Source organism: Paenibacillus sp. GCM10027628, assembly GCF_042676385.1.
Lineage (GTDB): Bacteria > Bacillota > Bacilli > Paenibacillales > NBRC-103111 > Paenibacillus_E.
This window is the reverse complement of record NZ_JBHTHA010000013.1, coordinates 13,661-38,988: the sequence shown is the minus strand read 5'-3', so window position 1 is coordinate 38,988 and position 25,328 is coordinate 13,661. Positions and strand designations below refer to the sequence as shown.

Genomic DNA, 25,328 nt, shown 5'->3' with positions numbered 1-25,328 from the left:
AAGATGACGGATCAGATTCTATTCATTGAGGATGACGCAGATATTCAAGAAATCGTTGCTTTATATTTACGGAAAAGTGGGATGTTCGTCGACGTCGCCTCCGATGCCTCATCGGCTTTGCGGCTTTTTCAATCCAAGTCGTACGATCTGCTGCTTACCGACATTTTGCTTCCTGATTTGCATGGCACCGAATTGGCGCAGCGTATCCGGAAGCAATCGAGCATTCCGATTATTTTTATCAGCTGCAAGAAGGAATCGCAGGATATCGTTGACGGTCTCGAGCTTGGGGCCGATGACTATATCACAAAGCCGTTTGATCCCAACGTTGTAGTCGCGCGTGTGAGAGCACAGCTTCGCCGGTTCCAGTCCGGTAAGCAGGAGGCCGGCAACCGTGCGAAATTAGTGTGGCAAGACCAAAGAATGCGGATTGATCCGGATAACTATGAGATTTGCGTGGACGGACAGCCTGTTACCTTGTTTGCCAAGGAACGGCAGCTGCTGCTGTTTCTGGCTAACCGCCCTAACCAAGTGTTCAGCGTAGAGCATCTTTACGGGCAAATCTGGGGCTGGGACAAAGTCAGCGATGTGCGGACCGTGATGGTTCATATTCGGACATTGCGCAAAAAGATCGAGCAAAACCCCGCAGACCCTCGTTATATTCTGACTGTGCGCGGTTTCGGGTACAAGTTTGTTTGGGGCCATTCGTAGCGTGTAGAATGGCCTCAGTAGAGGTTTCAAGCGTACTGAAACGCTTATTCATGGATCGTGGGTCCGCTTATTTCGATGCGGGTTAGAGATGTGGAGCATGTGAAGGGGACATGTACCCGGAATAAGGGGCTAGCCACCATGGAAGTCGCAAGGTGCACGATAACAATTAGCAAGTGCGCCGCTGGAAAGGTGTTTTTCATCGTTACAGTGGCGAGTGGGAAATGAAATCGTATCTCTAACGATGTTTTTTATCTTTGCAGACGAGAAAAAAAGCAGCTCTGTTCGCTGAGCGAAGCTGGAAAAATGTTTTTCATCGTTACAGACGCGAGGGAATGTTGAAGTCGTGTCTCTAACGATGTTTTTTATCTTTGCAGACGAGAAGATGGGGGACTGACAAAGAACAAAGCCGTCTCATTCAGACTGGCTTGTGTGCAGCAGCGCGTATGCCCGCAAATGACAAGGAGCCGCATGCGATTTAAACCCGCATTCGGCTCCTTTATCATTTATTCAAGATCACGCTCATAGCGGCGATTGAGTTCTCAATCGCTTGGGTAATATCGCCGATTAGCCGGTCGATGAACTCAAACTCAGCATCCGTGTACCTATTAATGAACTCTTGGAAAAACTTCTCCGCATACAGATGGTACTGTTCATGTACTTCGTACACCATTTGACCGTCAGGCGTAAGCCGGAATAGAACTTCCTTGCGGTTTCCGCTCAGGGCGAACTTCTCAATCCATCCGCGATCGAGCAGCTTGGCGTTGATTTTGGTAATGGCACCCTTGGTCATGCCCATTTTCTCAGCCAGTCGGGTTACGTTGATCGTTTCATGAATGCCGATTTGCTCTATGACGTGGGTTTCGGACATCGTAAGGTCGTCGGATAAATTCCTGATTCCGCATTGCTTTGCGACAGCAAAAAAGATGTCTTTTTCTTTATTCTCATGCGCATCATACAGCTGCATCATCTTCTGAACTTTGCCGAATAAAGGTGCGATTTTAGAATGGTTATCCATCGAAAGGTTCCTCCGGAGGAGCAGGTATAAGAGATTTCTTTAATGTACCACTCGAAAAGCGTCGATATCAACATGTTGCCGGTAAATTTACCCTTTCTTATAGCTTTCATGGGTAAGAAAAGCAAGGTATTCTTTCTTTTCGCAGTTAAGCATGCTACAATAATGGAACAAATGTTCTTGAACGGAGAAAAATGAACATGGCGGATACGATCCATATTTCGGTGCGCTCTCTCGTGGAGTATGTGCACCGCAGCGGCAGCATTGATTCCGGGTTTCGAACGAGTACGACGCTGACCGAGGGGACGAAGGCACATCAGAAAATACAGAAGCAATACGGGGAGCAAGATCAATGCGAGGTCTATGTTTCGGCCGAAATCAGACATCAGGAGCTTGTATTTGCCATTGATGGACGTTGTGACGGGCTTCTTTTGGATGAGGATAAGGGAACGTTGACGGTGGATGAAATCAAGTCGACCGCATCGGATATTGGGCTAATCACGAAAGATTCTTATCCCGTTCATTGGGCGCAAGCGAAATGCTATGCCTACATGGTAGCCAAGGACAAGGGACTAGCCCTCATGCGGGTGCAACTAACCTATATGCAGGTTGAGACGGAGGAAACAAAGCGATTTGCCCAAGAGGCATCATTTGAGGAGCTCGAACGGTTCGTTCTCGATGTCGTGGAGCAGTTTTATCCGTATGCCCAAGCGAGAAAAGAGCACGAACGGCGAAGAAATGAAAGTATCAAAGCGCTATCGTTTCCGTTCGAATCGTATCGCGAAGGACAGCGCAAGCTTGCAGGTGCGGTCTACAAAACGATTGAGGGCGGGCACAAATTGTTCGCCAAGGCGCCGACGGGCATCGGGAAGACGATGTCTACGCTCTTTCCCTCGGTCAAAGCGGTCGGAGAGGGCGTGCTGCAGCGCATCTTTTATTTAACGGCAAAGACGATCACGAGAACGGCAGCAGAGGAAGCCTATGCGATTCTGAGCACTAAAGGGCTGCACATGCATACGGTAACCATTACCGCAAAGGAGAAGGTATGCTTTAAAGATGAGGTGCGCTGCTCCAAGGAACATTGCGAGTTTGCGGACGGTTATTACGACCGGATCAATGAAGCGGTGCTTGACCTGCTTCGGCATGAGACGGCTATGACCCGATCGGTCATCGAGACTTATGCGCGGAAGCACCGGGTTTGTCCGTTCGAATTCTCGCTCGATGTAGCTTATGCTGCGGACGCGGTCATTTGCGACTATAACTATGTCTTCGATCCGCGCGTCAATTTGAAGCGGTTGTTCGAGGAGCAAAAACGGCAGACCGCTTTGCTGGTCGACGAGGCGCACAATCTGGTCGATCGGGCGCGGGAGATGTATTCGAGCGCGCTGAATAAATTCGATTATCTCACCGTGCAGCGCGAGTTCAAAGGTGTTCGCCCCGAACTGCACGATGCGGCGAAGGCGGTGAACCAGCACCTGCTCGCGGTGCGGAAACAGATCGGCGAGCGCGAGATGCATGTCGCTCAGGAGCTTCCGGAGGCGCTCGTCGGGCTGCTCGAGGCGTTCATCGCCCAGGCGGAGCGGGAGCTTGTGGCGACGCGCTCGGGAGCTCCAAGTCCGCTGCTGCTGGACACATACTTCAGCGCGCAAAATTTTGTCCGTATCGCGAAGCTGTATGATGAGCGGTACGTGACCTTTACCGCGTGCGAGAAGAGCGAGGTCACCGTTAAGCTGTTCTGCCTCGACCCCTCCTATCTGCTGCAGCAGATGGGGAAGGGGTATCGGGCGCACGTCTTTTTCTCGGCGACGCTCTCTCCCTTGTCCTATTTCATGGACGCGCTCGGGGCTGGCGAAAATGATTATTCCGTCTCTGTGCCGTCACCTTTTTCGAAAGAGCAGCTGGATGTGCGAATCCAGCCCTTATCCACGCGCTACCAAGACCGGGAGCGCAGCAGGGATCCGATTGCCCGAACGCTTCATGAATTAACAACTTCGCGTCCGGGCAATTACTTAGTATTCTTTCCTTCGTATGCGTACATGAGCAGCGTGTACGAGGCTTTTACGGATCTGGCGGCTGCGGAAACTTCCTCCATGTCGAATGTAAGCCCGCCGCGCCTTCTCGTGCAGCAAACGCAGATGTCCGAGGAGGAGCGGGAACACTTCTTGGCGGCCTTCGAGGCGAATCGCGCGGACACGCTGGTCGGTTTTGCCGTCATGGGAGGCATCTTCTCCGAAGGCATCGATCTCGTCGGGGATCGGCTCACGGGTGTTGCCGTGGTCGGCGTCGGCTTGCCGCAGCTAGGCCCCGAGCGCAATATCATCAAGGCGTACATGGACCGTATTGGCAAAAATGGCTACGAATACGCCTACGTTTTCCCCGGCATGAATAAAGTGCAGCAGGCCGGGGGCCGTTTGATCCGCTCTGAATCGGATCGCGGCGTCCTGCTGCTCATTGACGACCGCTACCTGCAGCCGCTGTATCAGCGCTTGCTGCCGGAAGAGTGGCGGGACTACACGGTACTGCCGCACCACCGGTAAGCTTCTATAAACGAAAAAGGAGCGGTTATTTTAACCACTCCAGCATTTCAATCCGATTCCCGAAAGGGTCATCGACGTAAAAACGCTCTGCCCCTTCCAGCGCGTCGTCGTCTTTGACCTTGACGCCATGCTGCTCCAGGCGAGTCCGCAGCTCGGCCAGGCCTTGCACTTCGAAGGCCGGATGGGCTTTCTTCGCAGCGTGGAAGTCTTCCTGGACGCCGATGTGAACCTGGTGGCGTCCGCATTGAAACCATACGCCCCCGCGTGCCTGCAGCTTCTCAGGCTTCATAATCTCGGTCATTCCGAGAAATTCCCCATAAAACTGCCTGGCCTGCTCCTCACATCCGCGCGGTGCAGCCAACTGCACATGATCGATGCCTACAAAGTGATAGCTCATCCCTCAACACTCCTTTTCAGTTATATATATTCAAGAAAGTTTCATTGTATGAAATCTAGTTTCATTATATCGTTCGAATCTATTCTAACTCTTTCGTGACAACAGCGCTAGCCTCTTTTTTGACGATAGTAACCGCACGCATAGGCCGACTGTATGATCGAGGTTTGGGGGAGGAGGCAGTCCAACAAGGGTAGCCATTGGATTTCATACAGCAGAAAAGAAACATTGGAATAAATTCGATTGCATCGGTTGGAAAATATCCAATAGTTTCATTCGAAAATAAGGCCATTGCCTTTCTGGGCAGTAAATGATTGGATGAAATCCAATCTATTGCCCCTGCTGCAACGTTGATGGCCGAGGAATAGCCGCAATCAAAAAAAACGGAGCGCCGACCGCTATCAGGGTCAGCACTCCGTGTCCCGCATTACAGGGACATGCGGTATATAGTTACGACATCGTCGCGAGTGAGCTTCTTGAAGTTGCCGAAGTCGCCGTATACCATCGCTTTGTCCGCCATCAGCTCGATGGTGGAGTCGTCGATGTCATAATCGGCCAGTCTCGCCGGGGCGCCAATGGAGTTGAAAAATTGGCGCAGCGCCGCGATGCCTTCCTCCGCGACTTGACGATCGGTTTTGCCTGTGGCGTCGATGCCGAAAACATGCTGCGCGAACTGTTTAAACCGCGCCACGTTGGCGTCCAACGTATGGGTCATCCAGTTCGGGAACAGGATGGCCAGACCGCCGCCGTGCGGAATGTCATGCACCGCCGATACCGCATGCTCCAGGTTATGGGTTGCCCAGTCGCCGCGAATGCCCATGCTCAGCACGCCATTGAGCGCCATCGTGCCGCTATAGAGGATGGTAGCCCGTTCTTCCAGGTTTTGTAGATCCCGCAGCAGACGAGGTGCCGTATCGATGACGGTGCGAAGAATCGTTTCGCAAAAGCCGTCCTGCACAGGCGTATTTGTCACATGGTGAAAATATTGCTCGAATACGTGAGACATAATATCCACCATGCCGTAGACCGTTTGATTGGCCGGCAGGGAAGCCGTATGCGCAGGATCGAGAATTGAAAACTTAGGGAATGAATAGGGACTGCCCCAACCCAGCTTTTCCTGCGTTTCCCAATTCGTAATGACCGACCCTGAGTTCATTTCCGAGCCTGTCGCGGCAATCGTAAGTACAGTGCCTAGCGGCAGTGCGCCTGTCGCCGCAGCTTTGCGCGTTACGATGTCCCAGAAGTCGCCTTCGTACTTCGCGCCAACGGCAATCGCTTTGGCACAGTCGATAACACTGCCTCCGCCAACCGCAAGAATAAGGTCAATATGCTGACTGCGGCACAATTCCACACCGCGGTACACAGTGGTTAGCCGTGGATTCGGTTCCACACCGCTTAGTTCGACAACGTTCGCGTCCACACCTTTAAGCAGTTTCAACACGTTATCGTAGATACCGTTTTGTTTAATGCTTCCGCCGCCATAGACCAGCAGCACGTTCTTCCCGTATTTAGGTACTTCGGTTGTTAACTTCTCCAGCTGACCGCTGCCGAAATACAAAGTTGTCGGATTATAAAAGGTAAATGTGTTCATGAAATTTCCTCCTAAGAGTTTTGTTTTGACATGCAATAAACCCGTCATTTGTATTGTACACAATGTAATAGTAAAAAACAAAGTTTGAAGCAATTTGATAACCCTGCAACCTTTCCAATATATGGTTTATGATGTAGAATGTTAAGGGTCAATCCATCATTCCCTCTTTAGAAAGTGGTCACTTTATGCTAATGCCTAGAAAGTCCGATCATATAATGGAAATCGCTTATAGTTGTGTACGCTGGTTTTTCGTACCGACATCAACCCTTATATTCCTAAAATATTATCACCATACGCAGCAGGATCTTATCCTCTTTATCCTTTTATTTTGCTTTGCCGTCTGTTACATGGGGGTTACTGAGATCGTGTTGCATCGCACCCCTATTCAATCGGCTTCTTACCGGTATATGACCAAGCTTGGCGTGATTTTCGATTATTTGGCGTTCCTCTCCCTCATATCGTTAACGGGAGGGACGCAGAGTCCGCTATACCCCATCGCGTATTTAGTTATTTTGCATGCATCGCTTTATTGGAGTTTGGCAGGCTCGATGGTGGCGACTTTCATGGTCATACTAGGCTATATCGGTGTGGTGCTGACGGTGGATGGCGGTTTTGATGCAGAGGCGTTGCCTCGCCATTTGCTGAATTTCGTATTTTTAGTGATGATTGGGGTCATTGGCGGCATTATTGTTGCACGGGAAAGAAAGCATTTCGTGGAAAAAGGCATTTTCGAGAATTTGGCCAAAAAGGATTACCTCACGGGATTGTACAATCACCGAAGCTTCCAAGAGCAGATTAAAGACGCTATTTCGAAGAAAGATCCATTTACGCTCGTCATGGGCGACATCGATTACTTCAAGGCCATTAACGACACTCATGGCCACCAGGTGGGAGATGCTGTGCTGCGGGAGATAGGCGCTTTATTTGAGGCGGTCATCCCCAAGGATCACGGCAATGCTTTCCGTTACGGCGGTGAGGAATTTGCCATTCTCTTATATACACAGGACAGGCATCTGGTGAATGCTATTATGCAACGATTTATGGAAAAATTGCGGTCGCTCGAATTCGGTCCGGAGGCATTCAAGTTTCACGTCACGATGAGCTTCGGGGCGACGATTCGTGATGACGAACAGCAGGCAACCGAACTGGTGGCGGCAGCGGATGCCCGCTTATACGCAGCCAAGGCTCAAGGAAGAGATCGTTTGGTCTGGGATAGCGGGCAGGCTGCCGAAAAATTAGGACCGGAGAAAAGCGGCATATAACGAATCCGCAGGAATAGCTTGGATGAGCGCTTGGAGATAGTTTTGGAGCTTTCGCAGAATACTGCGACATTCCCAATCCGGGGGCAATAGCTCTTTGGGAAGCATAGGATCCGCCAAATATAGCTCGCTAATCACTTCCCCCAGATGTAAATAAGCAGTGAATAGCGTTAACGGCTCTGCATGATGATGCAGGGTCTTTTGCATGTTGGGCTCGAATTCGGTCGTGAACCAATGCAGCTTGTCGCGATACGTGCCGGCTACTTGATCCAAAGACCAAATCGAAGCCGCATCCGAAGGGGCGATGGACGTATCCAGCATGGCGCCGTGAAATTGCGTGACCTGTCCGGACAGTCCGTGTTTGTCGATGAGCTGCCCCACTTCATGCCTGAATATCCACGGGGATATATATACGCTGTTATAAAGCAAGCCGAACCCGATTTGTGCCATCTCGGAGCGGAATTGATCTCTTTTTTTGCGCTCGGATTCGGGAATTTGCAGCATGACCAGATGCCACTTATGATCCCAGGTTTCTTGATAAAGCTCGGGTTTATGGTTGATGGATTGAATAAACGAACGTCCTTCATCGGTAATCTGATAACGGGAGCGCGAGGGCGTGACGGCAAACCCTTCTTTTTTTAATTTAGCTAAACTGTTGCGTATGTAGGGGGCGGAGTAATTCCTTTTTTCATAAATGCGAATGAGTTCTTGCGCGTCCATGCTGTCCGTGCGCGACAACAAGAACAGCAGCTGTTTTTCGATGGATAGCAAAATAAATTCACTCCCTTATTGACATCGGAAGAAAATGGTTATAACATAAATTTACACGATCGTGTTAAAAATTATTATAAACATGTTAATTCTTGCTGTCCCTTATTTTACCTCAAAAGCAAAAGGAATAGTTAAAGAAACTTGAAGGAGTGGAAAAATGATGTCGAATAAACGAAGAATCCGTTTCACCTGCGCTTTGGTACTGTTGTTGCCCGGACTGCTGCCGGCTTATGCTTCAGCAGAAACTAACGCACCTGCAACACCTGTACCCCAAAAGGATGTTATGAGCAATGTGAGCAGTTTTTTAAAATGGAACACGCCTATTACGATCACACTGGATGGCAACAAGCTGCCCGTTCAAGGGGTTATGACCAATACGGAAATTCTAGTGCCGCTTCGAGCCGTGTCTGATGCCATCGGCAACCAAATTACATGGGATACGGAGGCGAATACGGCTCACCTGTCAGGGAGTGGCTATACGATATCGCAACATGTAGGCGAAGCAACTGCCATCGTCAATGGGATTAGTTATGAGCTGGATCATGAAGCGACCATCATGGACGGGCGTCTCATGGTATCCGCGCGAATACTCCCGCTGGCCCTAGGCTTAGAGCTCCGCTGGGATTCCTCGAGCAGAACGTTGTCTCTCTCTTCTCGACACGGCGAGGGCGGCATTCAATTACAAAGTGCTGCCTTCACTGCCAATGGAGATATTCCTGTAAAGTATGCGCATGGCGGTGTTGCTGGAGGTCAGAATATCAGTATGCCGGTTAGCTGGAGCCACGCGCCGGAGGGAACCAAGTCCTTCGCAGTTGTGATGTATGATTTGCACCCGATAGCAGATAATTACATTCATTGGAGTGTTATTGACATACCGGCGGGCACCAAGGAACTGAAGGAAGGGGCGGCAGGGTCGCTGCCTGCGGGGAAAGAGCTGAATGCCTATTTCGGTATGGAACCTCCTCGTTTCTCGGGAGATCATCTTTATCGCCTTGCGGTGTATGCGCTGGATACGGAGAAGCTTGATGTTGGCCGGACCCCCTCTTTTTTTGAGGAGTTAGAGCCGCTGCTTCTGAAGCATTCACTCGCTTATTCGGAGCTGGACGGATTCTTTAAACAGTAAGTACGTACCCTTGTCCCTCTCTCCCGAAAGAATGATATACTTAGTTGGAGCCACATTAGAATTCAAAATAATTCATTGGGAGAGATGAGCATGGCCATTCTAACTCCATACATCTACAGCAGTGATGCAAGGAAACATGCGGATTTCTATGTCAAAGCGCTTGGCGGTGAGATCGTTACTCTCCGCACATTTGCTGAAATGCCGGGAGCCGACGAATCGATGAAGAACCGTGTGATGCATCTGGAGATGCACGCCGTCGGTCTAAAAATCTTCATGGCCGACTCCGGTACGGATACGGTTGACCGAGGTCAAGGACTGGATCTGACTCTCGAGTTCAAGACGGAAGAAGAAGCCCGTCGTATTTTCGAGGGACTATCAGAAGGCGGCATCGTGAAAATGCCTTTTGAGCGCATGTTCTGGGGCACGATGTTTGGACGCGTCGAGGATCCGTTTGGCGTGCGTTGGCAAGTTACAACCGAAGCATAAGGGTGGTTCTAAAGTCTCTTACGAGAGCGGCAAGTGCCGACGGTAAGGGACTTTTTTTATGTTGAATAGCTATCAATAGCGTGATAATATGGATAAAATTTACTCCGTGAGGTGGGCGTTTATGGCTAGTTCGGTGCGTTTGGTTAAACCGTCTATTGAACTGGAGCAGGCATATCTATCCTTTTATGAGGAATGGATCCAAAGCTCGGAAAATATCGTGCCGTGGGTCGTAGAAGAAAACCAGAAGGATTTTTCGGCTTACGTCCGGTTTCTGCTTGATGGGGAGAAGGAGGAGCTTGTGAAGGATGGTTGGGTCCCTCACTCCACCTACTGGTTGCTGCATAACGAGGGGAAGATTGTCGGCGCTGTGAATATCCGTCATCGATTAACGCCATATCTGTTAGAGCGCGGCGGGCATATCGGGTATGGCATGTTGTGAAACGATTTTGGATTGAACCTTAGATCGCATAAAGTATGATCCATTCACCGCCTCGTACTACACTCCTAACGTGAATTTTTCAAACATCCACCAATCATTCTATTTAGCTACTTAAGAAAGTAGGGGTTAATTTTAAGAAACTGTACAAGTTTCGTCTATTTGTCATTTGTTTCATGATTAGTTTGTTCTGTAGTCCATGGACACTGACTCATGCGGTTTCGGCTTCCGGTGTGCCTGAGGGGCCTGAAAATGATGTGGGGGGAGATGCTCGAGGGCGGCTGTCACAAGCTACGCTTGAAGCAGGTAGCGTGAAAAATGGCTTGATCACCTTGAAGTTGAATAGTGATATAGTCAGTGATCTTTTATCCATGAATGATTTTGAGTCGATAAGCGCTACTGTGGCAGGAGCGACTTATAAACTTGCAGGAATAAGATATGCCTATGACATTGGGCTGCCTGGAGAAATAATTGAACGTAACCCGCATATTTATTTCGATCCCGTACAAGGAGCAACAGGTGATATAGTCACAATCCATGTAGCGCGTTCAAGAAACTCACAGTATCTTGATGAAAATTCGGAGAATTTGAATTAACATTCCAAATCCCATAACAGGAAAAGCCTGACGCACATCCCATTGTCATGGGGGCGTTGGGCTTTTCTTTTATATCCTGCGGAAAGGCTGTGAACCGTGGGACTTTAACGCTGAATTTCCGCGTTAAAGTCCGAGTGAAGGCTGAGCTGGAGGAGTTAAGGCGGAAAAACAGGCTTAAGTCTGTAGAATCGAGTCTGAAGCCGTGTGAAAGCACGATTTAACGCTGAATTTCCGCGTTAAAGTCTGGGTGAAGGCTGAGCTGAAGGAGTTAAGGCGGAAAAACAGGCTTAAGTCTGTAGAATCGAGTCTGAAGCCGTGTGAAAGCACGATTTAACGCTGAATTTCCGCGTTAAAGTCCGGGTGAAGGCTGAGCTGAAGGAGTTAAGGCGGAAAAACAAGCTTATCTCCTTCGCAGCCAGTGAAGGAAGCCGGGAATTGCTGCGAATGACGCGCGTGTAGCGCCCTTTTTGGGCGCTACAGCCCCGCCTCCCGCCTCCGGCGAGCGAGCAAGATCTTTTCCGCCCCCGGCCGAATCTATCTTGTTTATATTCCGTTTAAAATAGATGTGTATGATGCGGAAGTAAGGTCATTCAAAGAGAACGGACGGGAGTCCGGTCGGATAAAGGAGAGAAACTCATGAAAACAACCACGACTGCAACAGAGCAATCGGGCAAGAGCAACTGGCGCGCATTCGTCCGCCTGCTTGTTGAGGCGAATCCGCCCAAGCTCGTACTAAGCATAGCACTGGGATTAAGCATCCTATCAACACTGGTGGGACTGGTGATCCCGCTGTTTACCAAGAACGTCGTCGACAGCTTCTCGATCAGCTCGCTGAGCTGGGCGCAGATTAGCGGGATGGCGATCGCTTTTGTGGCACAGGCCATTGCTTCGGGGATTTCGGTTTACCTGCTCAACTACGCGGGACAGCGTGTAGTGGCGGGCATTCGCGACCGCTTATGGAAGAAGCTGCTGGTGCTGCCGGTTGGCTATTACGATAACCACCAAACAGGCGACACCATATCCCGCATGACGAACGATACCGCGGTTATCAAAGGTCTGATCACCGAGCACATGTCGGCTTTCATTACCGGTATCATCGCGATCATCGGCTCGATCGTCGTCCTGCTCTACATGGATTGGAAAATGACGCTAATCATGTTCAGCGTATTCCCTATAGCCTTTGTCATTCTATTTCCGCTGGGCAGACAAATGTACAAGGTTTCCAAAGGCCTTCAGGCTGAGACGGCAAGCTTCACCTCGGTACTCAACCGGGTGCTCTCTGAAATTCGTCTGGTCAAGGCCGCGAATGCGGAACCGGGTGAATATAAGGAAGGCAGCTCAGGCATTCAGAAGCTGTTCCAATTCGGGTTAAAAGAAGGCCGCATCCAGGCGATGATGGCGCCGCTGATCTCTTTTGTCATGCTGATGCTGCTCGTCGTGCTCTTCGGCTATGGCGGCATGCGTGTATCCACCGGTGCGATTACGGCGGGCCAACTGGTCGCCTTCATGCTGTATTTGTTCCAGATCGTTCTGCCGATTACGCAGATTACGCAATTTTTCACTCAAATGCAAAAAACGATGGGGGCAACCGACACCATCCTCAAGGTGCTGGATCACGAAGAGGAAAATCCGCACGCCGGGGAAACGCTGCAAGACGCGACGAAGTCCCTTCATCTCGAAGGCGTCACGTTCAACTACAAAGAAGGGGAACCGGTGCTGAAAAACGTCAGCTTCACGATGGAAGCGGGCAAAGTGACGGCCATTGTCGGGCCTAGCGGCAGCGGCAAAACGACGATGTTCTCGCTCCTGGAGCGGTTCTACCAACCGCAAAACGGTTCGATCAGGCTGGGCCAAGACCCGATCGATCGATTCTCACTCGTATCCTGGCGCAGCCAGATCGGCTACGTTTCACAGGAAAGTCCGCTCATTGCCGGAACGATTCGCGATAATATTTGCTACGGCATGCAGCGCGAAGTTACGCTGGAAGAGCTTCGGCGCGCTTCTCAAATGGCGTACGCGGATGCGTTTATTGAAGAGCTGCCGGATAAATACGATACCGAGGTCGGTGAGCGCGGCATCAAGCTATCCGGCGGACAGCGGCAGCGGATTGCTATCGCAAGGGCACTGCTCCGGGATCCGAAGATTCTGATGCTGGATGAAGCAACTTCCAGTCTGGACAGCAAATCGGAGGTCGTGGTGCAGCAGGCGCTGCAAAATCTGATGCAGGGGCGAACAACGCTAGTTATCGCGCATCGTCTGTCAACCGTTGTAGATGCCGACCAAATCATTTTTCTCGACAAAGGCAAGGTGACAGGCAGCGGTACGCACCAGCAACTGCTGGAGAGTCACGACATGTACCGGGAGTTTGCCACTCAGCAGTTGCAGCTCCAGGATCAGCAATTCCAAACGATACAGCCACCGGAACAACCGGCGATCCCCATGCGCCCACATTTAGGTGTGCGCGCTTAACCTACAAGGGCATTTCAATCCTAGAAATCTAGGTTTTGAAATGCTTTTTTGTGTATGAATCCATTTATACCTATTTGTAAAGGAGGAGGAAGTCGCTGCGTCGAATATATAGTTTTAACGTAATAATAGGAGGTGGGGATCTCATTCTGCATGTAAAACGATGGGTTTGGCTAACCTGCTTAGGTCTATCTGTGCTTCTGACCATGCTGATCGGCTATTATATGCCGCGAGAAGGGTCTTTCACCATAGCTGGCTTGACGATGGCAGTATGGCTGCTCACCATTGGTCTGCTGTATGGGATTTATAATCGCATGTCGGCGAAATTGGCCTACAAACAAAATATGGTTTCATGGATGGTCACTCAGATTCCAGGCGGCTTTCTGTCCACTGATGTCCATGGCCGGATAACCTTCATCAATGAAGGAGGGCGTCAAATCATCCGGTCGCTGTCGCCCCATCACAGCAATAAGGATATGATCGGAATGGACTTGCGGGAGGTGTTTGCCGGTATTGCCGGTAACCCCGAAGACGCGAACTGTCCCATTTGGAATTCTCTCAAATACGGTCAAATCTGTCATAAAGTGCGCGTTCCTATCGGAGATCGCATGATTCTTTTGGACAGCACGCCCATTATTGACCCGATTACGCATCAAATTGTAGGGTTAAGCGCCTATTTTCAAGATATATCCGAAGAAGAGCAGCTGGATAGACGGCTCCGAAGATTGACATCCGAGGCTGTAGAATACGCCAAAGATTTGCAAACACTGCTCAATTTCCTGCCTATTTCGGTCGTATCCGTCGACCAGCACGGCTGCATTTTACATTTCAACGAGATGTCAATGACATACTATCCGCAGCTAAAACGGGAGGACATTATCGGTCGCAGCTATAAAGATTTTTTGGAAAAAAACGGTGGGGACTACAATAATTCCGTGATTTCGAAAGCTCTAGGTGGCTTAAGGACGGCGGGGAGCTATTCCAAGTACGATGGAAAATCTTTTCTAAGCTATGGGTACCCGATTGAAAAGAATGGGGAAATTCTGGGGGCCATAGGGATTTATCAGGAAATTACCGAAATGGAGAAACTGAGGCACGATCTCAGTCAAATGGAACGGCTCAGTCTGGTCGGCCAGATGGCGGCAAGCATTACCCACGAAATTCGAAATCCGATGGCGGTGATCAAGGGATTTATCCAACTGATCAAAGAGCGTACAGGCCCGGATCTGCAAGAATACTTCGTGCTCATTCTGGAGGAGCTGAATCGAGCGAACGAGATCATTAATGATTTCCTATCGCTGGCCCAGAATCGGAATGTACCCATGGAAACTGGGGATTTGAATGCCATTATCAAGTCGCTGCATCCCATTATCCAGGCTGATGCCAATATGCGCGGCGCCCAAGTCGAACTCCAGCTTTATTCGGAACTGGCTCCAATGCTCCTTAACGAAAAGGAGATCAAACAGCTGATACTCAATCTGGTGAGGAATGGGTTGGAAGCAATGAGCGGCAGCGGAGTGATCAAGATCGAAACCAGGCAGGCGCAAGATCAGGTGGAGCTTCTGATTTCGGATACGGGGAGCGGAATTCCGGAAGAGAAACTGGCGCGAATTTTTGAGCCGTTTTATACATCTAAAGAAAAAGGTACCGGTCTGGGACTCCCGGTGTGTCTCAGCATCGTGCAGAAACACGGCGGTCAAATGACGGCTAGATCGGTCCAAGGCAAAGGGACGACATTCGCCGTTACGCTGCCTGTCCAAGTGTAATGAACGCGGAGGTTGAACGTATGGATACGATTCGTTGGGGGATTATCGGCTGCGGGAATGTAACTGAGGTGAAAAGCGGCCCTGCCCTGCAAAAGGCGCAAGGCTCCGAGCTTGTCGCAGTTATGCGGCGAAATGGGGCGCTCGCGGAAGATTATGCACGCCGGCACGGAGTAGCCAAATGGTATGATCAGGCGGAAGCGCTCATTCATGATCCTGACGTGAATGCGGTTTATGTAGCAACGCCGCCGGCGTTTCACCGGGAGTATGCACTGCTGGCCGCTAAGGCTGGGAAGCCGGTCTATGTCGAAAAGCCGATGGCCAGGAATTACAAGGAGTGCTTGGACATGTTGAACGCTTGCGAAGCCGCCGGCGTGCCGCTGTATGTGGCATATTACCGGAGAGGACTTCCGCGGTTTGCACATATCAAGGAAGTGCTTGATAGCGGTACGATCGGCGACATCCGGTTCGTTCAATCCGTGCAGCTTCAAACACAGAGAGTTTCGGAAGGCCAGGCGCTCCCTTGGCGCATGCAGCCGGAACTCTCCGGCGGCGGTCTGTTCGTGGATCTGGCGAGTCATACGCTTGATATTTTGGATTATTTGCTCGGTCCGATCGGCGAGGTCAAAGGATTCGCCGTTAATCAGTCGGGTCAGCATCAAGTTGAGGATTTGGTGACAACGACATATGCGTTCGAATCCGGCGTCATAGGCACGGGCGCATGGTGCTTTAGTTCGTATACCCGCAGCGATATGAACGAAATCATCGGGAGCCGGGGAAAAATCAGCTTCTCCACCTTCGGCGAAGATGTTCGTATTGAGCTGGCGGACGGGCAGGTCCGGGAACTGACAATCCCGAATCCGCCGCATATCCAGCAGCCGCTCATTCAGCGGATTGTAGATGAGCTGCGGGGGTCGGGACATAGCCCAAGCACAGGGCTATCGGCCGCGAGAACGAATCGGGTTATGGATGATTTGCTTCGGGATTTCTATAAAAGCGTATAAAACAATTGACGGAAACGAGACAGCAATTTAAACTATGGTTAATTCAAATTGAGCTTGGACGTTCGTTGACCCACACTTTGGTGCTTTGTTGGATAGAAGCGTTAAAGGGGTAAGAGGGCGAATGATACAAGCCAACTCATACATGGGATTAAAGAGAGGGGTAATGATGTTGAAAAAGAAAACATTAGTAACACTCGTATTATCCGCGGCATTAATGACGGTAGCAGGCTGTGGCCAGAAAGCTGCAACTGAAGGCAACCAAGCAGCAGGCGGTGCTGCATCCGCGACTCCAGCAACAACAACAGCGGCTAAAACGTACAAAATTGCGATTTCCCAAATCGTTGAACATCCGTCTTTGGATGCAACACGTCAAGGCTTCCTTGCAGCGCTGAAAGACGCTGGCATCGTAGAAGGCACCAACCTGAAGGTTGACTTCAATAATGCGCAAGGCGATCAAACGAATAACCTGTCCATCGCGCAAAAAATCGCCTCCGCCGATAATGATCTGGTGTTAGGTATCGCAACACCTTCCGCGCAAGCGGTTGTACAGCAAGTGAAAAAAGCTCCGGTTTTATTCGCAGCGGTTACAGACCCTTTAGCAGCTAAAATCGTAAGCAATGTGGACAAGCCAGGCGGTAATGTTTCCGGCGCGTCCGACACGAATCCGCAAGCGGTTGCCCAATTGATGGATTTCGTTGCGGCTAATATGCCACAAGTGAAAACAGTAGGCCTAGTTATCAATGAAGGCGAGCCGAATGCCGTGATTATGGCTAAAAATGCCGAAGAATCCCTGGCAAAGCATAACATCAAGCTTGTAAAAGCACCTGTAACGAATACGTCGGAAGTCAAGCAAGCGGCTCAATCTCTGGTGGGACGCGCCGATGCATTCTTGATTACACTTGATAATACGGTTGTTAGCGGTGTGGATTCCATCATTCAAATCGCGAACGAGAAGCACATTCCGTTCTTCTCCAGCGATCGGGATACGGTAGAAAAAGGCGCATTTGCAACAGTCGGCTTCAAATACTACGACCATGGCTACCAAGTTGGCCAAATGGCGGTTGAAATTTTGAAAAACGGTAAAAAACCAGCGGACATGAAAGTAACCGTTCCTGATAAGCTGGACCTGATCTTAAACTTGAAGGCTGCTAAAGCGCAAGGTATTGAAGTAACGGATGCGATGAAAAACGCAGTTAAAGATAAAGAGAAGAATATCATTCAGTAACCCGGCTTCTCAAAAAGGGGTGAACGAAAGCATTCGTTCGCTCCTTTTTCTCTCGCTTAGGGCTGCGTAGGTGATATCGCTCAGTTTTATATTGGAATAACGGAGGTTTTCAAATGATTAGTTCGTTGAACGGAGCCGTAGAGCTAGGTCTTCTATACGCGCTTATGGCGCTGGGTGTTTACATCACGTTCCGTATTCTCGATTTCCCGGATTTGACGGTGGATGGGAGCTTCACGACAGGCGGAGCTATCGCGGCCATCATGATTTCTCATGGTTTCTCGCCATGGCTGGCTTGCCTGGCTGCCTTCGCCGGCGGTCTCGTTGCAGGAGCATGTACAGGTCTGCTGCATACGAAAGGGAAAATTAACGGCCTTCTATCCGGTATTCTGATGATGATTGCCTTGTACTCCATCAATATGCGCATCATGGGTAAGCCGAACATTTCGTTGCTTGGCGCTGATACGCTATTTACGACCATCCCTCCGATCGCCCTTGGGCTCATCGTGATGGTTGTCGCCAAGCTGCTGCTCGATGCTTTTTTGCATACCGATCTTGGACTTGCCTTGCGAGCTACGGGAGATAACGCCCGTATGATTCGCAGCTTCGGCGCCAATACGGATAATACGACGATTCTGGGCGTCAGCTTGTCGAACGGACTAGTTGCATTGTCAGGCTCGCTCATCGCGCAGCAATCGGGTTTTGCCGACATTTCGATGGGGATCGGGATGATCGTTATCGGTTTGGCTTCCGTTATTATCGGGGAAGCGATTTTTGGCGCACGTACGGTATTTCGAGCGACGCTGGCTGCAGTACTCGGCTCCATCGTGTACCGTATCGTGGTTGCATTGGCGCTTCGCGTCGAATGGTTGAGCGCCTCCGATTTGAAGCTGATCACCGCGATAATCGTCATTATTGCGCTTGTCTTTCCATCGTTGCAACGCTCGATCAAGCAAAAGGCGATGGCCAAGCGTCGAACTGCCGAGCTTATCGCCAAGTCGCTTCAGCCTAATCAGGGAGGTGGGCGCTGATGCTACAGCTCTCTAACGTTTCCAAATTATTCAACCCCGGCTCAGCGGATGAAAAAATCGCGCTGATCGGGATTAACTTAAACCTGAAGCCCGGCGACTTTGTGACGGTCATCGGCAGTAACGGCGCCGGCAAATCGACGCTGATGAACATCATCTCCGGCGTGATGACACCGGATGCCGGCGAAGTGCGCATAGGCGGCGAAGTCATTCACCACCTGCCGGAGTACGAGCGCAGCCGCTGGATCGGCCGCGTCTTTCAAGATCCCATGGCGGGGACCGCTCCTCGGATGACCATCGAGGAGAATCTCGCCATGGCGTATGCCCGCGGCAAGAAGCGCGGGCTCAGCTTCGGCACCACAGCGGCTAAGCGCAAGCTGTTCTTGGAGCAGCTGAAGCGGCTGGGCATCGGCCTGGAAGGCCGATTGCGCGCCAAAGTCGGCCTGCTCTCCGGAGGCGAGCGGCAGGCGCTCAGCCTGCTGATGGCGACCTTCACCAAGCCGCAGATCCTGCTGCTTGACGAGCACACCGCCGCGCTCGACCCGGCTCGCGCGGAGCTGATCACACGATTGACCGAGGAGATCGTGCGCGAGATGAAGCTGACCACGCTGATGGTCACGCACAACATGGAGCAGGCGATCCGGCTCGGCAACCGCCTGATCATGATGGACAAGGGCCGCATCATCCTCGATGTGAGCGAGGAACGCAAAAAACACCTCACCGTCGAGCAATTGCTCGGGGAGTTCGAACAAATCAGCGGCAGCAAGCTGTCGGACGACCGCGTGGTTTTGGGATAAAACAGAAGCCTCCAGCGAAGGAATGAATGCCTTCGCTGGAGGCTTTTTTTGATAAGCTGATCCCCTCACCCTGCAGTAAATTCGGTTAACGAGGTTTTACCGCGTTAAAGTAACTGCTGAGCGCAGAAGGTACAGTTTAACGCTGAAAAACATGCTTAAATCAAGAGATATGAAGCGAATTGGTTAATAATTGAGAGATAACGCGGTTTATCCGCGTTAAAATCACCGGTGAAAGCAGAATGGGAAACTTAACGCTGAAAAACATGCTTAACTCCACGCGTTTCGCGCTTGCGGCAGTATGCCACGCCGGATGTTCCCTGCATATATGGATAGCCGGAACGCCCCATCAGCCCTCTGACACAGCCCGTCGCTTCCTTTGGACGCTCTGAGCGCGCAAAGTTTTAATCGACAGTGTAATCCCTGTTAACGTTAGGACAACCATGCCAATCGCCGTAAGGTCGATCAGCCATCTGACATCCGTCTGACCGACTCTACCCTCGTGAAGGCCTTTGACGATACCGATAAAGCTCGAATTGCCTCCTCCGCCCTCCCCTCCAAACTGCGGTCGCTCCCCTTGGGATGCAGATCCATTCTTTACATTTTGTCCAGTCGCATCTGTACCTGCTGTATTTGCTGTATCAGTATTCAAGTTGGCTGCATTCGTTCCCGCTGCTGCTTGAGGCGGTCTGCCCTCCATACCACCGCCTAAACCGAGCAGTGATTTCTCCGATAAAAGAAGTCCCGTAATCGATTCAAAAAGAATAAATACCGAGCAAATTAATCCGATCCATAAGTGCAGTTGCCGTGTTTTTTTCATGTCCATTCAATCCCCTTTGTTTGATTATGATCTTCTTCGCCAGTATAAAAGCCATGGCTGAAACCGTTCTGAGAACAAGCTGAGGATTGGCTGAAAAATGGAAACATATTCTTGCGGAAGATGAAGAGCGATCCTGCATGGTACGAATGGGTGAAGTCGAGGCCTATGGACAAATTCCTGGAGCGAAATAGATAGGAATTTCGCAACGGCGGGTGGAATTGACGATTATCACCCTAAGTAACCGTACAACTGAGGAGGCACATCATGACCAAGCAAGGTAGTATTCACAAAAAGCTAAAGCTGCATCAAAGTTTTTCATTCCGGCTCATCCTTACGGTTTCTCTAATTGTTCTAATTAGCGCTAGTAGCATTGGCATTACGGCATATCTGTATGCGGAACAGAAGCTGATAGAGGCTGGGAAGCAAAATATGCAGGATATCGTTGCGGGCGCAAAGTCCACGATTCAGCAGCAAGACGCCGAGGTGAAGGCGGGAAAAATCACACTGGAGGAGGCCAAGGAACGCGCGCGCACGCAAATCGATGGACCTCTGATCAAAGAGGGCGATCCTAAGCGAGATATTACGAAGTCAGCTTTCGTTTATAAGAAGCAAGGATACATTTTCGGAAATGATTCCAAAGGGCTTATGGTATTATCCAACACGATACCTGTCGGTAAAGAAATGATCGACGCTAAGGACGCTAACGGCCTCCCGTTGATTCAAGCATACATTCGGCTCTCGAAACTCAGCAATCCGCAGGATCGATATCTGAATTACGTTTGGAAAAACCCGGACGACCCGGCTCCCCGGGCCAAATTAGCCTATATTGACTATTACGAGCCTTGGGATTGGGTTATAGGGATTGGTGCGTACGATGAAGATTTCAACAAACCGCTGCAGCAGTTAAAATATGTGGTAGCCTCGATTTGTGCCGTATCCATATTGTTAGGCATGATCGTTTTCTACTTGTTGATTCGCCGTAGAATGAATCTGATCAGACGCATGCACGCCATCACCGAAAGTATCGCCGGCGGCGATCTTCGCGTGTCTGAGCTGCAAGGACTCACTCGTGATGAGATCGGCCAAGTGGGTGCCTCAGTAAATGTTATGGTCACGAGTTTGCGCGACCTTATCGGTAAATCCAGCGAGCTTGGCGCGCGCGTCGTGGGCCTTGCCGCTTCCCTGTCCTCCAGCTCGGAGCAATCGGTGAAAGCATCTGACCAGATTGCTGCTTCGATAACGGAAGTAGCGGAAGGCGCCGAAACACAGCTCATCAGTACGCGTGAAGGTTCTCGCGCTATGGCCGAGATGGCTGTGGGCGTGCAGCGGATTGCTGAGTCTACCATGAACGTTACGGAGCTATCCGCCGAAACCGCCCGTGAAGCGATCAGCGGCAATGCATCAATCCAGCAGGCCATTGTGCAAATCGATCATATTAACCAAGCGGTGCAGGAGTCCTCAACGGTCATTCGCCAACTCGGCGAACGTTCCAAGGAAATCGGTGAAATCGTTGGCATTATTACCGATATCTCTAACCAGACGAACCTGCTCTCCCTCAACGCGGCGATTGAGGCGGCTCGGGCCGGCGAGCATGGTCGCGGCTTTGCAGTTGTGGCCTCGGAAGTGCGTAAACTGGCGGATCAGACGACCCAGTCCGCAGGCAAAATCGCCGAGCTTATCCAGGAAATCAGGCAGGATACCGATCAGTCGGTACGGGCGATGGAAGGGGTCGCGCAGGAGGTGAGGCAAGGCATGGATACGGTTCATGCCGCAGGCAGCACCTTCGGTACGATTGTGCGCTCCTCCCAGTCTGTAGCAGAGGAGATCCAGGATGTCTCCGCTGCGGTTGAGCAGATGTCTGCGGGATCCGAGGAAGTGGCTGCCTCGCTCCAAGAGATGACGAGCATCTCGTCGAACAATGCCAACCACTCGCAAAATGTAGCGGCTGCTTCCGAGGAGCAGCTCGCAACGATGGGGGAAATCTCCCATGCTGCAGAAACATTGAAGCAGTTGATTGAAGAACTGGAAGAACAGCTTAGCCGCTTCCAGGTGTAATTACGAGAGCTCCGGCGTATAAGCCCGGAGCTCTTTTTCTTTGGAGCAGGCGTGAAGAACGGTGGGGTGTTGTTACTCTTCCAAAGTAAGGTCGGCGTGGTCTACGGTAACGATCCGCCTGCCCCAGCACAAAACACATTAGAAGTAATAAGGATCCTTCCGCAGAATGTGCGGAGGGACCCTTGCTTATGAACCCTTGTCCTCGATTAAAGTTTGAATCTTCTGCAGCCGAATATACTCAGCCTTCTCTAACTGCGGGCGGAAATAGGCATACAAGTAAGCGGCATCATTGAACTGGAGTCCAGGGTAACAGACCACCTCTTGTATGGCCCCTGGATTGTCCAGAATCACTTGCCATTCGCCATTTCTGTCATGTGGAGGCACTTGTTCTAACACGCTTCTCTTATAGGCTGCAGTATCCCCAAGTTCTTGCCATATACGTTCCCAAGAGGGACTGAAGATGACGGGTTCGGGGAACATCCGGCTGGCCTTGGCAACTGCCTGTTCGATCCCCGCGATATCTGTGTCCATCGCAGACTTCACAGCTTCCGTGAAGCCGTCTAACAAACGGCGAAAACCGGAGTAGCCCTCCTGCAGCAGCATCGCTTGAAACGCTGCGGCCTCCACCTCGGTTTGAATCTTTCCAAAACCATCAAATAGGTTGTTCAGCATCGTATCATTGACCACCTTGATCTTGATGAAAGGCTGGATTCAGAGCAAGTCTGCCCTCTTCCAAAATGTAACATAAAAGACTTTTGAAAAAAAGTAAATTCAGTTGTTTGCCTCACAAACCGTTTACATTGAGTTTATAAAATTCGCTTATGCTGTTTTCATTCAATCCCGATGCAGCAATTTGAATTCGTCTAAAGGGCAGTTCTGATGTATGCTAAGACTAATATGACAGGGACCGGAAGAAATGAGGCGAGTACAAATGGCAAAAATCATGATCGTCGATGATGATCCGTATATTCGCGAACTCGTGCGCGTCTTCATGCGGAACGAGGGCTTCGATGTTGTCGAAGCCTCGGACGGTGCGGAAGCGCTGGAAAAGCTGGAAACCGTCCAGGTCGATATGGTCATCACGGATGTGATGATGCCGAATATGGACGGATGGGAGCTGTGCAAGGAGCTGAAGGAGCACTACGACTTCCCTTTGCTCATGCTTACCGCCAAAGGCGAGACCGCGCAGAAGGTCAAAGGCTTCGAGCTCGGCACTGACGATTACCTCGTCAAGCCGTTCGAGCCTGTGGAGCTCGCGCTGCGCGTGAAAGCGCTGCTCAAGCGATACAAAATCTCCTCGTCCCAGACGGTGCAGGTCGGGGATCTGACCATGAACCGCAAAACCTACGAGGTGAACGTCGGTATAGAGAGCGTCACCCTGCCGCTCAAGGAATTCGAGCTGCTCTATAAGCTGGCGAGCTACCCGGGCAAAACCTTTTCGCGGGACCAGCTCATCGAGCAGATCTGGGGTTTCGACTACGAGGGCAACGAGCGTACCGTTGATGTCCACGTCAATCGCTTGCGCGAGCGGTTCCCGGAGGAACGGCATGCTTTTCGGATCAGCACGATCCGCGGGCTGGGGTATCGCATGGAGGTGCTGCGCACATGAGCAAAAAGGGACGCAAGATCAGAAGCAAGCAAACCCGTGCTCAGCGGATTCGCGGTTTCCTTTTCTTTATTGGCCTTTTAGGCTTGATCATCTTCTATTGGGTAATTTCCTATTATGCAACGGAATGGCTCTTCAGCTACTTCGATAAGCGTCCGCAACCTTTGATTGTGCAGCTTATCGACTCCATTGTCGGCTTGTTCCTATGGGGGCTGACCATGACGACTTTGGGTAAATATTTCCGATCCAAGGAGATGGAGTTTTTCCAAACGATGATCGACGCCATCCGGCGTATGTCCAGAGGGGACTTCAACGTATCGGTGGAAAATAATCCGCTCAATGGTCCCTTTGTAGAGCTGGTGAACAGCATCAATGATATGGCCGTAGAACTGGGACAGCTGGAGAAAATGAGGCAGGAATTCATCTCCAATGTGTCGCACGAGATTCAATCGCCGCTTACTTCAATCAGTGGGTTTTCCCGCGCACTCAAGAACGAGAATATCTCGGAGGAAGAGCGCAGGCACTACCTCGATATCATCGAGGCGGAGAGTAAGCGCTTGTCCAAGCTTAGCGACAACCTGCTCAAGCTCACCTCACTGGAGTCGGAGCATCATCCCTTTGAGCCGAAAAGTTTCAGACTGGATAAGCAGCTGCGCAATCACATTCTCGCCTGCGAGCCGCAATGGCTGGAGAAAGAGATCGAGATGGACATCGAGCTTGCGGCAATCAGCCTTACAGCGGATGAAGACTTGCTTAGCCAAGTGTGGACAAACCTGATTCACAACGCGATTAAGTTCACACCTGACGGCGGCACGATTGGCGTCCATTTGAAAGCCGGAGATAAAGAAGCGGAGATTCGGATTTCAGATAACGGAATAGGGATATCGGAAGAGGATCAGGCCCATATCTTCGAGCGTTTTTACAAGGCGGATAAATCGAGGAACCGTACTTCAGGCGGCAATGGACTCGGTCTTTCCATCGTAAAGAAAATTATCGATATGCATCAGGGGTCTATAGAAGTGACCAGTCAACAGGACAAAGGTACAACGTTTACCATAAATCTGCCGTTATCTGAGTAAATGTCCGCGATTCCACGGGCATTTATCATACCCTTCGGGCATAGCAAATAGGGACCCCGCTTATCCAAGATAACCGGAGATCCCTATGCTAGAGTAATCTTATTCAATTGTAACCAAGCACGCTCCTATCAAACAACTCACGTTGCAAAATCAACCCTATGAAACTAAACCGCTCACGTAGTCCTTTCCTCGAATGCATATCCGCATAACCGTTCGTGCAATCCGTTTGAGTTCCCACATGCCCTAATAGCTGATTAAGCTTTTTACACCTCATCCCTTCAAGTATTCAGGTTTTGGGGGCATGCTTCGCTAACCGTCTTCATTGGACTATCCCCTTTCCTCTTGATCGAGATTATCTCGGCTCGCCATTTGATCGATCATCGACTTGGTCGAGGATTTGTTCAGCGGTGAGCTTGATTTCAATATAGCCTATTATTAAAATATTGTAAATATTCAGATTATTTTACTATGACCGAAAAATCCCCATTATTTTAGCCTAATCTTTCTATTACTCTATTATTCTTAAAATTTGGATATAGAGCATTCTTTAAGCTATCGATTTGAGGATACATATCATA

At 50.4% G+C, this 25,328-nt stretch carries 22 protein-coding genes; 16 read left to right on the top strand and 6 right to left on the bottom strand.

Annotated elements, in window-relative coordinates; all coding sequences use genetic code 11:
- Positions 1–3 precede the first annotated feature (3 nt).
- Complete coding sequence (locus tag ACFQZT_RS13575) at positions 4–708, top strand: response regulator transcription factor (protein WP_379300622.1); 705 nt, start codon at positions 4–6, stop codon at positions 706–708.
- 499 nt (positions 709–1,207) lie between these two features.
- Here ACFQZT_RS13575 and ACFQZT_RS13570 read toward each other — a convergent pair whose 3' ends face one another.
- Positions 1,208–1,723, bottom strand: coding sequence for a MarR family transcriptional regulator (locus tag ACFQZT_RS13570; RefSeq protein ID WP_379300620.1), 516 nt, complete (start codon positions 1,721–1,723; stop codon positions 1,208–1,210).
- A 197-nt stretch (positions 1,724–1,920) separates the two neighbouring features.
- On the opposite strand from ACFQZT_RS13570, the gene ACFQZT_RS13565 reads away from it, so the two are divergent.
- Positions 1,921–4,257, top strand: coding sequence for an ATP-dependent DNA helicase (locus ACFQZT_RS13565; RefSeq protein WP_379300618.1), 2,337 nt, complete (start codon positions 1,921–1,923; stop codon positions 4,255–4,257).
- Between the two features lie 25 nt (positions 4,258–4,282).
- Here ACFQZT_RS13565 and ACFQZT_RS13560 read toward each other — a convergent pair whose 3' ends face one another.
- Together ACFQZT_RS13560 and ACFQZT_RS13555 are read right to left on the bottom strand one after the other, a co-directional pair.
- A complete protein-coding gene (locus ACFQZT_RS13560) occupies positions 4,283–4,654 on the bottom strand; it encodes a VOC family protein (protein ID WP_379300616.1) in 372 nt (123 codons plus the stop codon).
- Positions 4,655–5,078: 424 nt separating this feature from the next.
- On the bottom strand, positions 5,079–6,242 hold the full coding sequence (locus ACFQZT_RS13555; protein ID WP_379300614.1) for an iron-containing alcohol dehydrogenase: 1,164 nt from the start codon (positions 6,240–6,242) through the stop codon (positions 5,079–5,081).
- A 365-nt stretch (positions 6,243–6,607) separates the two neighbouring features.
- Here ACFQZT_RS13555 and ACFQZT_RS13550 point away from each other — a divergent pair, with 365 nt between their 5' ends.
- Entirely contained in the window at positions 6,608–7,504 is an 897-nt protein-coding gene (locus tag ACFQZT_RS13550; RefSeq protein ID WP_379300612.1) for a GGDEF domain-containing protein, read from the top strand.
- Here the strand turns inward: ACFQZT_RS13550 and ACFQZT_RS13545 are convergent.
- Positions 7,478–8,272: a PaaX family transcriptional regulator C-terminal domain-containing protein gene (locus ACFQZT_RS13545; protein ID WP_379300610.1), complete on the bottom strand. Its 795-nt coding sequence runs from the start codon at positions 8,270–8,272 to the stop codon at positions 7,478–7,480. The two genes, ACFQZT_RS13550 and ACFQZT_RS13545, sit on opposite strands and share 27 nt — an antisense overlap.
- A gap of 157 nt (positions 8,273–8,429) precedes the next feature.
- On the opposite strand from ACFQZT_RS13545, the gene ACFQZT_RS13540 reads away from it, so the two are divergent.
- The 10 genes from ACFQZT_RS13540 (at position 8,430) to ACFQZT_RS13495 (ending at position 19,193) form a co-directional block, all read left to right on the top strand.
- The gene (locus tag ACFQZT_RS13540; protein ID WP_379300608.1) at positions 8,430–9,395 is read left to right on the top strand and encodes a YbhB/YbcL family Raf kinase inhibitor-like protein; all 966 of its coding nucleotides are present in this window, start codon (positions 8,430–8,432) and stop codon (positions 9,393–9,395) included.
- A gap of 90 nt (positions 9,396–9,485) precedes the next feature.
- Positions 9,486–9,881 carry a VOC family protein gene (locus ACFQZT_RS13535; protein ID WP_379300606.1) on the top strand — a complete coding sequence of 132 codons (396 nt, stop codon included), beginning with the start codon at positions 9,486–9,488 and terminating at the stop codon, positions 9,879–9,881.
- Between the two features lie 121 nt (positions 9,882–10,002).
- Positions 10,003–10,320 (top strand): GNAT family N-acetyltransferase, encoded by a 318-nt coding sequence (locus tag ACFQZT_RS13530; RefSeq protein WP_379300604.1) that lies wholly within the window; start codon positions 10,003–10,005, stop codon positions 10,318–10,320.
- 254 nt (positions 10,321–10,574) lie between these two features.
- Positions 10,575–10,913 carry a hypothetical protein gene (locus ACFQZT_RS13525; RefSeq protein ID WP_379300602.1) on the top strand — a complete coding sequence of 113 codons (339 nt, stop codon included), beginning with the start codon at positions 10,575–10,577 and terminating at the stop codon, positions 10,911–10,913.
- A 636-nt stretch (positions 10,914–11,549) separates the two neighbouring features.
- Complete coding sequence (locus ACFQZT_RS13520) at positions 11,550–13,382, top strand: ABC transporter ATP-binding protein (RefSeq protein ID WP_379300600.1); 1,833 nt, start codon at positions 11,550–11,552, stop codon at positions 13,380–13,382.
- A gap of 260 nt (positions 13,383–13,642) precedes the next feature.
- Positions 13,643–15,145, top strand: a complete 1,503-nt coding sequence (locus ACFQZT_RS13515) for an ATP-binding protein (RefSeq protein ID WP_379300598.1) — start codon at positions 13,643–13,645, stop codon at positions 15,143–15,145.
- A 20-nt stretch (positions 15,146–15,165) separates the two neighbouring features.
- Positions 15,166–16,146, top strand: a complete 981-nt coding sequence (locus tag ACFQZT_RS13510; RefSeq protein ID WP_379300596.1) for a Gfo/Idh/MocA family protein — start codon at positions 15,166–15,168, stop codon at positions 16,144–16,146.
- Between the two features lie 166 nt (positions 16,147–16,312).
- Entirely contained in the window at positions 16,313–17,371 is a 1,059-nt protein-coding gene (locus tag ACFQZT_RS13505; RefSeq protein WP_379300775.1) for an ABC transporter substrate-binding protein, read from the top strand.
- Positions 17,372–17,484: 113 nt separating this feature from the next.
- Positions 17,485–18,399, top strand: a complete 915-nt coding sequence (locus ACFQZT_RS13500) for an ABC transporter permease (RefSeq protein WP_379300594.1) — start codon at positions 17,485–17,487, stop codon at positions 18,397–18,399.
- On the top strand, positions 18,399–19,193 hold the full coding sequence (locus ACFQZT_RS13495; RefSeq protein WP_379300592.1) for an ABC transporter ATP-binding protein: 795 nt from the start codon (positions 18,399–18,401) through the stop codon (positions 19,191–19,193). The genes ACFQZT_RS13500 and ACFQZT_RS13495 overlap by 1 nt, the downstream gene beginning before the upstream one ends.
- 346 nt (positions 19,194–19,539) lie before the next feature.
- Here ACFQZT_RS13495 and ACFQZT_RS13490 read toward each other — a convergent pair whose 3' ends face one another.
- Positions 19,540–20,010: a PepSY-associated TM helix domain-containing protein gene (locus ACFQZT_RS13490; RefSeq protein ID WP_379300590.1), complete on the bottom strand. Its 471-nt coding sequence runs from the start codon at positions 20,008–20,010 to the stop codon at positions 19,540–19,542.
- A 264-nt stretch (positions 20,011–20,274) separates the two neighbouring features.
- Here ACFQZT_RS13490 and ACFQZT_RS13485 point away from each other — a divergent pair, with 264 nt between their 5' ends.
- Positions 20,275–22,065 (top strand): methyl-accepting chemotaxis protein, encoded by a 1,791-nt coding sequence (locus tag ACFQZT_RS13485; RefSeq protein WP_379300588.1) that lies wholly within the window; start codon positions 20,275–20,277, stop codon positions 22,063–22,065.
- Positions 22,066–22,251: 186 nt separating this feature from the next.
- Here the strand turns inward: ACFQZT_RS13485 and ACFQZT_RS13480 are convergent, their stop codons facing one another.
- Entirely contained in the window at positions 22,252–22,737 is a 486-nt protein-coding gene (locus ACFQZT_RS13480; RefSeq protein WP_379300586.1) for a hypothetical protein, read from the bottom strand.
- Between the two features lie 259 nt (positions 22,738–22,996).
- On the opposite strand from ACFQZT_RS13480, the gene ACFQZT_RS13475 reads away from it, so the two are divergent.
- Positions 22,997–23,674 (top strand): response regulator transcription factor, encoded by a 678-nt coding sequence (locus tag ACFQZT_RS13475; protein ID WP_379300584.1) that lies wholly within the window; start codon positions 22,997–22,999, stop codon positions 23,672–23,674.
- A complete protein-coding gene (locus tag ACFQZT_RS13470; RefSeq protein WP_379300582.1) occupies positions 23,671–24,750 on the top strand; it encodes a sensor histidine kinase in 1,080 nt (359 codons plus the stop codon). Before ACFQZT_RS13475 ends, ACFQZT_RS13470 begins: the two co-directional genes overlap by 4 nt.
- Positions 24,751–25,328: the final 578 nt, after the last annotated feature.

Bases quoted from the DNA above. Each gene is read 5' to 3' on its own strand.
- ACFQZT_RS13565 (WP_379300618.1), top strand. From the start codon at position 1,921: ATGGCGGATACGATCCATATTTCGGTGCGCTCTCTCGTGGAGTATGTG.
- ACFQZT_RS13495 (WP_379300592.1), top strand. From the start codon at position 18,399: ATGCTACAGCTCTCTAACGTTTCCAAATTATTCAACCCCGGCTCAGCG.
- ACFQZT_RS13520 (WP_379300600.1), top strand. From the start codon at position 11,550: ATGAAAACAACCACGACTGCAACAGAGCAATCGGGCAAGAGCAACTGG.
- ACFQZT_RS13490 (WP_379300590.1), bottom strand. From the start codon at position 20,010: ATGAAAAAAACACGGCAACTGCACTTATGGATCGGATTAATTTGCTCG.
- ACFQZT_RS13540 (WP_379300608.1), top strand. From the start codon at position 8,430: ATGATGTCGAATAAACGAAGAATCCGTTTCACCTGCGCTTTGGTACTG.
- ACFQZT_RS13485 (WP_379300588.1), top strand. From the start codon at position 20,275: ATGACCAAGCAAGGTAGTATTCACAAAAAGCTAAAGCTGCATCAAAGT.
- ACFQZT_RS13530 (WP_379300604.1), top strand. From the start codon at position 10,003: ATGGCTAGTTCGGTGCGTTTGGTTAAACCGTCTATTGAACTGGAGCAG.
- ACFQZT_RS13500 (WP_379300594.1), top strand. From the start codon at position 17,485: ATGATTAGTTCGTTGAACGGAGCCGTAGAGCTAGGTCTTCTATACGCG.
- ACFQZT_RS13475 (WP_379300584.1), top strand. From the start codon at position 22,997: ATGGCAAAAATCATGATCGTCGATGATGATCCGTATATTCGCGAACTC.
- ACFQZT_RS13570 (WP_379300620.1), bottom strand. From the start codon at position 1,723: ATGGATAACCATTCTAAAATCGCACCTTTATTCGGCAAAGTTCAGAAG.
- ACFQZT_RS13505 (WP_379300775.1), top strand. From the start codon at position 16,313: ATGTTGAAAAAGAAAACATTAGTAACACTCGTATTATCCGCGGCATTA.
- ACFQZT_RS13560 (WP_379300616.1), bottom strand. From the start codon at position 4,654: ATGAGCTATCACTTTGTAGGCATCGATCATGTGCAGTTGGCTGCACCG.
- ACFQZT_RS13470 (WP_379300582.1), top strand. From the start codon at position 23,671: ATGAGCAAAAAGGGACGCAAGATCAGAAGCAAGCAAACCCGTGCTCAG.
- ACFQZT_RS13480 (WP_379300586.1), bottom strand. From the start codon at position 22,737: ATGCTGAACAACCTATTTGATGGTTTTGGAAAGATTCAAACCGAGGTG.
- ACFQZT_RS13510 (WP_379300596.1), top strand. From the start codon at position 15,166: ATGGATACGATTCGTTGGGGGATTATCGGCTGCGGGAATGTAACTGAG.
- ACFQZT_RS13515 (WP_379300598.1), top strand. From the start codon at position 13,643: ATGGCAGTATGGCTGCTCACCATTGGTCTGCTGTATGGGATTTATAAT.
- ACFQZT_RS13575 (WP_379300622.1), top strand. From the start codon at position 4: ATGACGGATCAGATTCTATTCATTGAGGATGACGCAGATATTCAAGAA.
- ACFQZT_RS13535 (WP_379300606.1), top strand. From the start codon at position 9,486: ATGGCCATTCTAACTCCATACATCTACAGCAGTGATGCAAGGAAACAT.
- ACFQZT_RS13555 (WP_379300614.1), bottom strand. From the start codon at position 6,242: ATGAACACATTTACCTTTTATAATCCGACAACTTTGTATTTCGGCAGC.